The organism is Streptomyces lunalinharesii, assembly GCF_039532155.1.
GTDB lineage: Bacteria > Actinomycetota > Actinomycetes > Streptomycetales > Streptomycetaceae > Streptomyces > Streptomyces lunalinharesii.
This window is the reverse complement of sequence record NZ_BAAARK010000004.1, coordinates 253,319-265,697: the sequence shown is the minus strand read 5'-3', so window position 1 is coordinate 265,697 and position 12,379 is coordinate 253,319. Positions and strand designations below refer to the sequence as shown.

Annotated in this window: 9 protein-coding genes; 5 read left to right on the top strand and 4 right to left on the bottom strand. The window is 75.3% G+C overall.

Annotated features, from left to right (window positions below):
* The first annotated feature begins 1 nt into the window (after position 1).
* The 5 genes from ABD385_RS08775 to ABD385_RS08755 all read left to right on the top strand — a co-directional run bounded on the left by ABD385_RS08775 (position 2) and on the right by ABD385_RS08755 (position 6,471).
* A complete protein-coding gene (locus tag ABD385_RS08775) occupies positions 2 to 2,869 on the top strand; it encodes an NHLP bacteriocin export ABC transporter permease/ATPase subunit (RefSeq protein WP_344574483.1) in 2,868 nt (955 codons plus the stop codon).
* Positions 2,870 to 2,960: 91 nt separating this feature from the next.
* Complete coding sequence (locus ABD385_RS08770; RefSeq protein WP_344574482.1) at positions 2,961 to 3,419, top strand: cyclic nucleotide-binding domain-containing protein; 459 nt, start codon at positions 2,961 to 2,963, stop codon at positions 3,417 to 3,419.
* A 144-nt stretch (positions 3,420 to 3,563) separates the two neighbouring features.
* Entirely contained in the window at positions 3,564 to 4,634 is a 1,071-nt protein-coding gene (locus ABD385_RS08765) for an ABC transporter substrate-binding protein (RefSeq protein ID WP_344574481.1), read from the top strand.
* A complete protein-coding gene (locus ABD385_RS08760; RefSeq protein ID WP_344574480.1) occupies positions 4,634 to 5,674 on the top strand; it encodes a FecCD family ABC transporter permease in 1,041 nt (346 codons plus the stop codon). The genes ABD385_RS08765 and ABD385_RS08760 overlap by 1 nt, the downstream gene beginning before the upstream one ends.
* Positions 5,671 to 6,471, top strand: a complete 801-nt coding sequence (locus ABD385_RS08755) for an ABC transporter ATP-binding protein (protein ID WP_344574479.1) — start codon at positions 5,671 to 5,673, stop codon at positions 6,469 to 6,471. The genes ABD385_RS08760 and ABD385_RS08755 overlap by 4 nt, the downstream gene beginning before the upstream one ends.
* Positions 6,472 to 6,542: 71 nt before the next feature.
* Here the strand turns inward: ABD385_RS08755 and ABD385_RS08750 are convergent, their stop codons facing one another.
* From ABD385_RS08750 to ABD385_RS08735, 4 genes are all read right to left on the bottom strand, one after another.
* Positions 6,543 to 7,535 carry an L-tyrosine/L-tryptophan isonitrile synthase family protein gene (locus ABD385_RS08750; protein ID WP_344574478.1) on the bottom strand — a complete coding sequence of 331 codons (993 nt, stop codon included), beginning with the start codon at positions 7,533 to 7,535 and terminating at the stop codon, positions 6,543 to 6,545.
* Positions 7,529 to 8,866 carry a cytochrome P450 family protein gene (locus ABD385_RS08745; RefSeq protein WP_344574477.1) on the bottom strand — a complete coding sequence of 446 codons (1,338 nt, stop codon included), beginning with the start codon at positions 8,864 to 8,866 and terminating at the stop codon, positions 7,529 to 7,531. The genes ABD385_RS08750 and ABD385_RS08745 overlap by 7 nt, the downstream gene beginning before the upstream one ends.
* Positions 8,867 to 8,955: 89 nt before the next feature.
* Positions 8,956 to 10,839, bottom strand: a complete 1,884-nt coding sequence (gene asnB, locus ABD385_RS08740) for an asparagine synthase (glutamine-hydrolyzing) (RefSeq protein WP_344574476.1) — start codon at positions 10,837 to 10,839, stop codon at positions 8,956 to 8,958.
* A gap of 67 nt (positions 10,840 to 10,906) precedes the next feature.
* Entirely contained in the window at positions 10,907 to 12,268 is a 1,362-nt protein-coding gene (locus ABD385_RS08735; RefSeq protein ID WP_344574475.1) for an MFS transporter, read from the bottom strand.
* Positions 12,269 to 12,379 lie beyond the last annotated feature (111 nt).

Sequence of the window (12,379 nt, the reverse complement as noted above, 5' to 3'; positions counted from 1 at the left end):
CGTGGCATCCGTCCCCCCGCCGCCGGACGCGGCACCCGCCACGGAACCGGCCGCCGACGCGGTCACCCACGCCCTGGGCGGCCTCGGCACCCCCGTGGACCACACCGGCCTGCGCAACGTCCCCCTCGAAGGCCCGCACGTCCTGTGGCTGGTCACCGGCGGCACCCTCGACCTGTTCGCGGTCGACGCCACCCACGAGGGCCCCTGGCACTTCCTCGGCCGCCTCGAAGCCGGCACCCTGCTGCTCGGCCCCGTCGAAGGCGCCCAGCACACCCTCGTCGGCCGCCCGTCCCCACACTGCGGGCTGCGCCGGATCGCACTGCGGGAACTGCCCCACCCGGAGCACGGCGGCCACGTCGACCCCGGCGCGTACGGCTACGCCGACGCCCACGGGGCGCCGGCCGCCGGCCCCCTGGAGCACGCCTTCGCGCTCGGCACCGCACGCGGACTGGGCGTGCTGTTCGAGGCGCCGCTCGCGGGCCGGCCCACCGACGAGGCGGTCGCCGACGACGACGTGCTGTGGATGCCGGTACCGCCCGGCAGCGTCCAGTACGGCGCCTCCTACAGTGCCGAGGCCGCCGCCGACCTGCTCGTCGACGGCGCACTGTGGCAGCGGATGGTCAACCAGCAGTACCGGCTGCTGTCCGCCGTCGACCGCTGGATCGAGCAGCTCGAACGCGCCCACGAGGACCGCGCGGCGGCCGGCATCAAGGCCGGCGAGGTCGTTCGGGAACGCGCCGACCGGGCGCTGCTGGCCTCGATCGGCAAGGACCGCTCCGGACGCGCCGGCGCGGGCCGCGACCGGGCCGGCGACGACCTCACCTTCGCGGTCTGCCAACAGGTCGCCCGGGCCGCCGGCATCCCACTCACCGAGCCGCCCAAGGGCGCCGCCGCCGGCGACCGGATCAGCCCGGTCGAACGCATCGCTCTGGTCTCCCGTATCCGCACCCGCGCGATCCGCCTCGACGGCCCCTGGTGGCGTACCGACGTCGGGCCCCTGGTGGGCCATCGCGCGAAGTCCGGCGCGCCGGTGGCCCTGCTGTGGCGGCGCGGCCGCTACGAAGCGGTCAACCCGTCGTCCGGGCTGCGGATCCGGATCGGCAAGGACAACGCACAGGAGTTCGAACCGCGTGCGGTGATGTTCTACCGGCCGCTGCCGGACCGCCGGCTGACGCTGTGGCGGCTGATGCGCTTCAGCCTCCGGGGCAACCGCACGGACCTGCGTAACCTCGCCCTCAGCGGGCTGGTGACGGTCGCCCTCGGCGCCCTCGTGCCGATCGCCACCGGCAAGGTGCTCGGCGTCTTCGTGCCGGCCGCCGCCCGCGGCCCGATCGTCCAGGTCGCGCTCGCCGTGATGATCGCCGGTGTCGTCGCGGCGGCCTTCACGCTGCTGCAGAACCTCACCGTGCTGCGCATCGAGGGCCGCATCGAGAGCGTGCTGCAACCCGCCGTCTGGGACCGGCTGTTGCGCCTGCCCACCTCGTTCTTCGCCGCCCGCTCCACCGGTGAACTGGCCAGCGCCGCGATGGGGATCAGCGCCATCCGCCGGGTGCTGGCCGGGGTCGGACCGGTCGCCGTGCAGGCCGGCACGGTCGGCGCGGTCAACCTCGCGCTGCTGCTCTTCTACAGCGTCCCGCTGGCGCTCGCCGCGTTCGCCGTGCTGCTCGTCATCGGCGCGGTCTTCCTCGTCCTGGGCCTGTGGGAGCTGCGTTGGCAGCGCCGGCTGATCACGCTCGGCAACAAGCTCAACAACCAGGCGTTCCAGACCCTGCGTGGACTGCCCAAGCTGCGGGTCGCGGCGGCGGAGTCCTTCGCGTACGCGGCCTGGGCCCGGGAGTTCGCCCGCTCGCGGGAACTCCAGCAGCAGGCCGGCCGGATCAAGAACCTCACCACCGTCCTCAACGCCGTCTACCTCCCGCTCTGCTCCCTCGCGCTGTTCGTGCTGCTGGCCGGCCCGGCCCGCGGCACCCTGTCCGCCGGCGCCTTCCTTACCTTCAACACCTCGGTGACCATGCTGCTCACCTCGGTCACCCAGCTCACCGGCGCGTTCGTCTCGGCCGCCGCGGCGCTGCCGATGTTCGAGCAGATCAAGCCGGTGCTGGACGAGGCGCCCGAGGTCCGCGGCGGCAGTTCCCAACCCGGTGCGCTCGCCGGCGCCATCGAGGCCCGCAAGCTCTCCTTCCGCTACGGCGAGGACGGGCCGCTGGTCCTCGACGACGTCTCGTTCCAGGTGCGGCCCGGTGAGTTCGTGGCGATCGTGGGCCCGAGCGGCTGCGGCAAGTCGACCCTGCTGCGCCTGCTCATCGGCTTCGACCGGCCGACCACCGGCAGCGTCCTGTACGACGGCCAGGACCTCGCCGCGCTCGACCAGGCCGCCGTCCGCCGGCAGTGCGGGGTGGTCCTGCAGAACGCCCAGCCGCTCACCGGCTCGATCCTCGACTGCATCTGCGGCGCCGAGGCGTTCACTCAGGAAGAGGCGTGGGCGGCGGCCGAGATGGCCGGGTTGGCCGAGGACGTCAAGCGGATGCCGATGGGCCTGCACACCATGATCGCCGGCGGCGGTGCCATCTCCGGGGGCCAGCGGCAGCGGCTGATGATCGCCCAGGCACTGGTCCGGCGCCCCCGCATCCTCTTCTTCGACGAGGCCACCAGCGCCCTCGACAACGAGACCCAGCGGATCGTCATCGACAGCACCCGCGCGCTCAGCGCCAGCCGGGTGGTCATCGCGCACCGCCTCTCCACGGTGCTGGACGCCGACCGGGTCGTGGTCATGGACGAGGGCCGGATCGTCGAACAGGGCGCCCCGGCCGCCCTCCTCGCCGACACCGGCGGCCGGCTGCACGACCTGGTCCGCCGTCAGATGGCCTGACCGGGTCCCGCTCGCCGGACCGGCCATTGTCGAAATCCACCGATTCGCCGCATATCGTGCGAGGCACTGGAGAGCGGCGGATGGAGAGAAGATGCCCACGGTCAAGCACCTGTTCGATGCGATGCCGCCGGACCGGCGCCGACGACTGACCGAACTCGCCCGCGAGGTGGCGCTGCCCCGCGCCACCCGGCTGTTCGAGGAGGGCCGCCGGGCCGACCGGTTCTGGATCCTCCGCACCGGCCGGGTCACGCTCGACCAGCGGGTCCCCGGCCGCCAGGCGGCGGTCGTCGAAACCCTTGGCCGGGACGAAGTCCTCGGCTGGTCCTGGCTGTTCCCGCCCTACCTCTGGCACTTCGGCGCGGAGACCGTCGGCCCCGTGGAGGCGCTCGAATTCGACGCCTCCCTCGTCCGCGCCCTGTGCGAGGACGACCCCATCCTGGGTCGCGCCGTCTACCGCTACGTCGCCGAGACCGTCGCCGAACGCCTACAGGGCACCCGCACCCGCCTGCTCGACCTCTACGGCCCCCAAGGCAGCAGCGCCGGGCCCTGAGCGGCGTGCGGCCGGTTCCCGGGACGACCTGCGGACCTCCCGGGAACCGGATGCGGTGCCCGCCCGACTACCTGTGCCGGGCCACGAGGGTGGCCCGCGCCCGGCGAACCCGCCGGAGCGGCACAGCGGTAGGGGAGTAGGCCCATGCGCCCAGGGAAATGGTGCGGACTCGCGGCGGTCGTCGCACTGACCGCCACGGCGTGCGGTGGAGGCGGCGGCGAACGCGGTGCGGGGGCGGACGGCGCCCCGCCGGACCGTGCCGGCTTCCCGGTGAAGGTGGCCGACTGCAAGGGCACCGAGACCACCTTCACCGGCCCGCCCCGGAAGATCGTCACCAGTAACGCCGCCGCCCTGGAGATGCTGCTGCGGCTCGGCGCCGGCGACCGCGTCATCGGCACCGGCTTCCCGCCCGGCAAGGGGACCCTGCCCGGCGACCTGGGGGCCCGGGCCGCCGCGGTGCCGGTGCTCGGCACGGCCGTCATCCCGAAGGAGAAACTGCTCGGATCGGGCGCCGACCTCTACATCGACTCCTTCGCCGCCATGGGTGGCATGGGCGGGGCGGGCGACGCCCCGAGCGAGGCGGAGTTCGCGGCGGCCGGCATCCGCCACGTCTACCTGGCCTCCACCGCCTGCGCCTCGACGGCCGCGGGGCCGCAGCGCGACCTGACCGGCGTCGAGGGCGACCTCACCCGACTGGGCGCCGTCACCGGCACCGCCGCCCGGGCCCGCGCACTGGTGGCCGGGATGCGGGCCAAGGTCGACGCCGTGCACAAGGCGCTCGCGGACGTCCCCGCCGGCCAGCGGCCTCGTTACTTCTTCTTCGACTTCGACGCCGGAACCAAGCAGCCGATGGCGCTCTGCGGGAAGCAGGTCGCCAACGCGGTGATCACCCAGGCCGGCGCCCGCAACGTCTTCGCCGACTGCGACGGCGACTTCAAGCCGGTCTCCTGGGAGGACGTGGTCGCCAAGAACCCCGACTGGATCCAACTCGGCGTCCGCGACCGCGGCTCCGCGGCGGCCAACGCGGAGGCGTTCGACCAGGCGGCCCGGTTCCTGAAGACCTTCCCCGCCACCAAGGGCCTGGCGGCCGTCCGCAACGACAAGTTCCTGCGGATCGGCTCGGAGCCCACCACCCTCCCCGGCACCCGCACCGCGGACACCGTCGAGCAGATCGCGCACACCCTGTACCCGACGCGCTTCCCGGCGGCCCGCTAGTGGGGCCACGGGCACACTCCCCCCGCACCGGACCGCTGGCTCTCCTCCTCGCCGTCGCCCTGATCGCGGCGCTGACCACCGCGGTGTCCGTGGGCGCCACGGACATCGCGCCCGGACACGTCTGGTCCGTGGTCCTGCGCCGACTCCAAGGGGCCCCGCCCCGGCCCGGCACCGACGAGCTGATCGTGTGGCAACTGCGCGTGCCCAGGGCCCTGTTGGCGGCCTGCGTCGGCGCCGGCCTGGGCCTGGTCGGCACTGCCACCCAGGCGCTGGTGCGCAATCCGCTCGCCGACCCGTACCTGCTCGGCATCTCCAACGGCGCCTCGCTCGGCGCGGTCGCCGCGATCGTGCTGGGCGCCGGCGCGGGGGGCGCACTGGGCCTCGGGATGTCGGCGGCCGCCTTCGCCGGGGCGCTCGCCGCCTTCGCCCTGGTGTGGGCGATGGCGCGGCGCGGCGGCGGGTTCTCGCCGCTGCGGCTGGTGCTGGCCGGCGTCGGCATCGGCCAGTTCCTGTCCGGCTTCACCAGTTACCTCGTCCTCCAGGCCGGCGACGAACAGCAGACCCGCGGCGTGCTGTTCTGGCTGATGGGAAGCCTCAGCGGGGCCACCTGGGGCGCGCTGTGGCTGCCGGCCCTCGCGGTCGCGGTCGGGCTGCTGGCGCTCCAGGCCCGCGCCCGGGCGATGAACGCCCTGCTGATGGGGGACGAGACGGCGGCCGGGCTCGGCGTCGACGTGACCCGGCTGCGGCGGGAACTCTTCGTCGTGACGAGCCTGTTGACGGGCGTCCTCGTCGCGGTCTCCGGGGCCGTCGCCTTCGTCGGCCTGATGGTGCCGCACCTGTGCCGCCTCGTCGTCGGCGGCGACCACCGCCGCCTGCTCCCGACGGCCGCGCTCACCGGGGCGTTGCTCCTGGTGGTGGTCGACGTGGTGTGCCGCACGGCGATGGACGGCCAGGAACTCCCCGTGGGTGTCGTGACGGCCGTGATCGGAGCCCCGGCCCTGCTGTTCGTCCTGGACCGGCGGCTGGAGGCGGAGCGATGAGGATCGACATCGAGGAGCTGCGGGTCAGCTACGCGGGCCGGGACGTGGTCGCCGGGGTCCACCTCATGGCCGCGGCCGGGGAGATCGTGGGGCTGGTCGGCCCCAACGGCAGCGGCAAGTCCACCGTCCTGCGGACCGTCTACCGCCACCTGCGGCCCACCGCGGGCCGGGTCCTGCTGGACGGGACCGACCTGCGCACCCTGTCCCCGGGGCGGACCGCCCGGCACGTCGCGGCGCTGCCGCAGGAGCGGGCCGCGGACTTCGAACTGACCGTCCACGAGGTGGTGGCGATGGGCCGGACGCCCTACAAACGGGCATTCGCCGGCGAGGACCGCACCGACCGGGAGGCGGTGGCCGGGGCGCTCGCCGCCGTCGGCATGGCCGGCCGGGGCGCCCTCCGCTTCTCCACCCTCTCCGGTGGTGAGCGGCAACGCGTCCTGCTGGCCCGGGCGTTCGCCCAGGACCCCGACGTGCTGGTGTTGGACGAGCCCACCAACCACCTCGACGTCCGCCACCAGGTCGAGCTGCTCGCCCTGCTCCGGGACCGGGCCCGGACCACCGTGATCTCGCTGCACGACCTGAACGCCGCGGCGTCGCTCTGCGACCGGCTGCACGTCCTGCACGCCGGTCGCCTGGTGGCCTCCGGTCCGCCCCGTGCGGTGCTGACGCCCGAGCTGCTGGCGGAGGTGTTCGGCGTGCGCGCCGCGGTCACCGAACACCCGTTGACCGGCGACCCGTTGATCGCCTTCGACCACCGGTGGGCCCCGGACCGGCCGCCGGCGCGGGACCGTTCGTAGGAGCCGCCGCCCGCCGACCGGGCCCGCGTCCGGAGGTCACCGCGGACCTCCGGACGCGGGCCCGGTGCCGTTCACCCCGCGGTCGGGCCGGTCGCGAAGTGACTGGGGCGCCCGCCGCGCAACACCAGGCGACCCCGCTGCTCGGCGTCCGCCCGGCGAAGCAACTCCCGCCGCCCGTCGGCGTGTTCCAGCACGCAGGCGTGCCAGGGCGTCAGCCATGCGTCCGGTGCGGCCAGCAACCGGATGCCGAACTTCGCCGCCCCCCTCGGCTGCGGATGGATGGACAGCCGCACCGCCCCCGGATGGTGGCCGGCGATCAGCTCGCCCCAGGCACGGCTCCGCCGGATCACGCCGTAGGCGCGCGCCCGGCACTCGCGCTGGAGCGCCGAACGGGTGCCGGGGTACGTCGCCTGGTCGGTGTCCTCGAAGAGGAACCGGGTGATCCCCTGGTACAGCCGCCGGGCCGTCTCGTCGGCCCGCGTCTCGGCCCGCAGCGTCGCGAGCGCCGGCGCGTGCTCGGCCTCGATCCGGGCCCGCTTCTCGTCGTACGACAGGTCCCCGTACGCCGCGCGCAGGTCGAAGACGCCCAGCCGGGTCGCGAGCCCCTCGTCGTGGACCAGTGCCCGCAGCGCGTCCCCGTAGGCGTCGATGGTGGCGTCCGGCACCCGGATGAGGTCGCTGAAGACGTGCCCGTCCGAGCAGATCAGCATCCGCGCACCGGGCGGGTACACCGCCGCGATGCGGGCGCACAGCCGGTCCAGGAAGCGCAGCGAGAGCCGCTCGCCCTCGTCGGGCAGCGGGCCGAGCACCTTCGCGGGGTTGGGCGACTTGCAGGGGAAGCCGGGCAGGGTGAACAGGACCGGGCGGCCCGCCGCGACCCAGTGGGCCAGCTGCCGCAGCTGGTGGGGGAAGGCGTCCGGGGCGTCCTCGTGGGGGTCGTCCAGGGTGCGGCGGTAGGGGAGCAGGACGCGGAGGATCTCCGCGCAGGTGCGGCGGGTCGACGGGGCCAGGGCGGGGGCGTCGCCGCCGGCGGGGAGGTCCGGGGTGGCGTGCGGGGTCAGCATGCCGCGGCCGGTGCGTCGGGCGCGTCCGCGGCGGGCGCGGGGCGGGCCGCGGTCATCGGGCAGCCGGCGGCCGGCGGATCGTACGTCACCGGGAGGCGGTCCACGCCACGGGCCAACACCGCCCCTATCCACCCGAGTTCGTCGTCCGGGACGGCCGGTCTCAGGCCGGGCAGGCGCCGCACCAGGGTGCCGAGCGCGATCTGCAGTTCGGCGCGGGCCAGGGCCGCCCCGGGGCAGAAGTGGATGCCGTGGCCGAAGGCGAGGTGCGGGTTGGGCGAGCGGTCGAAGTCGAGGGCGTCGGCGTCCGTGAAGCGCCGGGGGTCGCGGTTGGCCGCGCACAGCGACACGATCACCGAGTCGCCGGCCGGAATCCGGGTTCCGTGCAGCTCGCCGTCCTCGGCGAGGAACCGCCAGGTCGTCAGCTCGAACGCGGCGTCGTACCGGAGCAGTTCCTCGACGGCGCGGGGCAGCAGCTCCGGGCGGGCGGCGAGCGCGGCGAGGTGCTCGGGGTGGCGCAGCAGGGCGACCAGGGCCGTGCTGATCTGGTTGGTGACCGGCTCCTGCCCCGCGACCAGCAACTGGAAGATCATCGAGTCCAGTTCCTCCGGGGTCAGCTCGCCCGCGTCGCGCGCGAGCACCAACCGGGACAGCAGGTCCGACTGCGCCGCCCGTCGTTTGTGCACGACCAGGTCGGCGATGTACTGCTGGAGCCCGCGCAGCCGGGCCTCGTAGGCGGGGCGGCCCGGGTCCGTCGGTCCGACGGGCTGCACCACCTTCCCCCAGTCACGGTCGAAGCGCGCCGCGAACTCCGCCGGCAGGCCGATCGCTTCGGCCAGCACCCGGAACGGGAAGTGCGCGGCGAACTGGGCCACGAGGTCCGCCCCGCCGGCGGCGAACCGGTCCAGCAGCGCGTCCGCGATCTGCTGGAAACGGGGCCGGAGCGCCTCGACCCGCTGCGGGGCGAAGGCGTCGGTCACCATCCGGCGCATCGCGGTGTGCCGCGGCGGATCCTGGTGGAGCAGGTGCACCTGGAGCTGGGAGTGCTGCGGCTCGGGCATGATCGAGGCGCGCGCCCGCCACGCCGCGTTGCCGCGCGAGTGGTGCTTGCCCAGGCGCGGGTCGGTGAGCGCCTGTTGGGCCGCGTCGTAGCCGGTGACGAGCCAGGCGCACACCCCGCTGGGGAAGCGGACGCGGTGCACGGGACCGCGGTCCCGCAATCGGGCGTAGAGGGGGTAGGGGTCGCGTTTGTAGTCGGCGCCGTACAGCGGAACGGGGTCCGGGGCGTCCGCCGGGGCGGTGGCGTCCGGGGTGTGCGGGGTGGTGGGGCGCATGGGTCTCCTCCGTGCGGGGTGGGTGGTCTGTCTGGTCCGGGGCGGATGGCGGATGGCGGGCGGCGGGTGGCCCGGTGCGGGCGGGCGGCTCACACGGTGATCTCCGGTCGGTACCGGTCGAGCCACAGCGCGAGGTCCACCACCCGCTCCAGCCGCAGCCGGTGGCCCCACTCCAGCCGCTCCGGGTCGGTGGCCAGACCGGCCGCGACGACCCGCGCGTCGACCAGGTCGCGCACCCGCCCGCCGTCGGCGTCCAGTGCCTGGCGCGCGAGGTGCTGGAGTCCGCGGTTGTAGTCGGGGTGGTGGGTGGCCGGGTAGTGGTTCTTGGCCCGCCACCGCACCGACTGCGGGGCGAGCCCGGCACCGGCGGCGCGCAGCAGGCTCTTCTCCCGCCCGTCGTGCCGGTGCATCTCCCAGGGCGCGTTGACGGCGTACTCGACCAGCCGGTGGTCGCAGTACGGCACCCGCACCTCCAGGCCCTGCGCCATGCTGAGCCGGTCCTTGCGGTGCAGCAGCTGCCGCAACCAGCGGGTCAGCGACAGGTGTTGCAGCTCGCGGTGGCGGCGCTGCGCCGCGTCCTCCCCGTCGAGGTGCGGGACGGCGGCCAGCGCGGTGCGGTAGGTGTCGCGCTGGAACTCGCCGATGCGCAACGTCGCCGCCAGGTCGGGGTGGAGCGGCACGGCCGCCTCGTCGCGGGTGACCCGCAGCCACGGGAACGTCGCCGCGGCCCGCGCCGCGGGGTCGTGGAACCACGGGTAGCCGCCGAACACCTCGTCCGCGGCCTCGCCGGAGACCGCCACCGTCGAGTGCTCCCGGATCCGGCCGAACAGCAGGTAGAGCGAGGTGTCCATGTCGCCGACGCCGATCGGCGAGTCGCGGGCCGCGACCACGGCCGCGCGGTGCTCGGGGTCCAGCAGCGTCTTCGGGTCCAGGACGACGGTGTCGTGCGCGGTGCCGATGAACGCGCCCGCCTCGACCGCGTACGGTGCGTCGTGGCCGGTCCTGAGCACGTCGCCGGTGAACCGTTCCGCCTGGTCGCTGTAGTCCACGGCGTACGAGCGGAGCCGGGCTCCGGGCCCCTCGCGGCGCCGGAGTTCGTCCGCGAGCAGCGCCGTCACCACGGTCGAGTCGAGCCCGCCGGAGAGCAGGCTGCACCGCGGCACGTCGGCCTCCCACTGGGACCGGACCGCGTGCTCAAGACGGTCGCGGACCCCGGCCGTGGTGGCGGCGAGGTCGGCGTCCTCATGGGGGCGCGCGGTGAGCTGCCAGTAGAGCCGCTCGGTCAGTCCGTCCCGGTCGAAGACCAGCAGCCCGCCGGGCGGCACCTCCCGCACGCCCGCCCACAGCGTCGCCCCGGTCCCGAACACCAGGCCGTACGCCTCCCGGAGGCCCTGCGCATCGACCCGCGGCGCGCAGTCGGGGTGGGCGAACAGGGCCTTGGGCTCGGAGCCGAAGACCAGCCCGCCGTCCGGGGTGCGCGCGTAGTACAGCGGTTTCACGCCCAGCCGGTCGCGCACCAGCAGCAGCCGGCCGGCCGCCGCGTCCCACACGGCGAACGCGTACATGCCCTCCAGGCGCCCGGCGATCCCGGCGCCCCACTCCTGATAGCCGCGCAACACCACCTCGGTGTCGCTGCGGGTGGTGAACTCCCGCCCGCGGGCGCGTAGTTCGGTGCGCAGTGCGTGGTGGTTGTAGACCTCGCCGCTGTAGCTGAGGACGACCCCGGCGGGGGCCGGGCCGCCGCCGGCCAGTGGTGCGCCCGGGGCGTCCGGGGCGTCGGCGGTCATCGGCTGCGCTCCGCCCGCGAGGTCCAGTACCGCGAGCCGACGATGGCCGAGCGCCGCGTGCGGGCCGTGCCAGACACCGTGGCCGTCGGGCCCGCGGGGGGCGAGGGTCGCGGTCATCCGCTCGACGACGTCGGGGCGTCGACCGGGGTCGGTGCCGAACGAGATCCAGCCGGTGATGCCACACATGGCACTGCCTTTCGGGAGGGGACGGGGAGGGGCGTGGGGGAGGGGAGGGGCCGGTGGGGCGCGGCGGTCACGGTGGGGGAACGGGGGCGTGGCGGATCGCCGTCGCCCCGTCCGGAGCCGGGCGTCGGGCCAGCAGCAGCGTCGCCAGGAGCGCCGCCGCGGTGGCCAGCACCGGCCCGGTGCGCGGGTCGCCCAGGCCGGCCAGGGCGGTGGCCGCCGCCGGGCCCAGCGTGAAGCCGGCGCTCCGGGCGAGTTGCACGGTCGAACCAGCGGTGGCCATCCGCGCCGGCCCCGCCGCGTCGAGCACCAGCAGTTGCACCGGACCGCCGTACAGCCCCATGCCGAGCCCCGCTACCGCCAGTCGCCACCCGACCTGGAACGGCGGCCAGGCACCGGCCGTGGCCAGCAGTCCGAAGCCCACGGCGACCAGCGCCGCGCCGACCACCGCCACCGGCCGGGCCCCGAGGCGGTCGGCGAGGCGGCCGCCCACCGGGCCCGCGACGGCCATCGCGGCGGGGAAGGCGAGCAGCGCCAACCCGGTGGCCGACGCCGAGACGCCTTCCGTGCGTTGGAGCTGCACGGCCAGCAGGAAGTGCACCGCGGCGAAGGCCGCGGCGAGGGCGAGCACCGCGGCGTGCGCCCCGCCGGTACGGGTCGACCGCAGCGTGCCGCGCACCTGCCGGCCGCCCGTGCCGCGTACCCACAGCACGCCCGGGACCAGCGCGAATGCGCACAGCACCGGGCCGCCCCACCCCTCGGGCAACAGCGTCAGGCCGAGCAGCAGCGCCCCGACGGCGGCACCGGCCAGTGCGGCGTCCCGGCACTCGGCACGGCCCGGCGCGGTCGGCCGGCCGCCGGGGGCGAGCCCGCGCCGCGCCAGCCACCAGGCGACCAGGCACAGCGGCAACTTCACCAACAGGACGGTCCGCCAGCCCCAGTGGTCCAGCAGCACCCCGCCCAGTGCGGGACCGGTGACCGCGCCGAGCGGACCGAGCGTGGCCGGCACGCTCATCGCCCGCCCGCGCCGCTCGGGGCGCACCGCCCGGACCGCCAGCAGCGGCATCAGCACGAACAGCACCGCGCCGCAGGCACCCTGGAGCAGCCGCGCGCCGAGCAGCACCGCCGCGACCGGCGCGGCGGCCGCCGCCGCACCGCACAGCCCGAAACCGGCCAGCGCGCCGAGCACCACCGGCCGCAGCGGCGCCCGGTCCAACCACCGCCCGGCCGGCAACAGCAGTGCCACGACCGGGAGTTGGTAGGCCAGCACCGCCCATTGCGCGACGGAGACCGGGACCGCGAAGCCGGCCGCGATGCCCGGCACCGCCACCGTCATCACACTCATGTCGAACATGGCCAGGAACGAACAGATCCCGGCGACGGCCACCAGCCCCCACCGTTCGTCGTGCCCTCCCACTCGGTCCCGTGGCATCGGGCCCCCCTCTCCTTGACACACGGCAGACACACGGCAGACACACCGCAGGCACCCCGCGCCGGTCCGGCACGGCGGTGTCTGAGAGGTCGGGCGCAGGGCCGTGCCAGT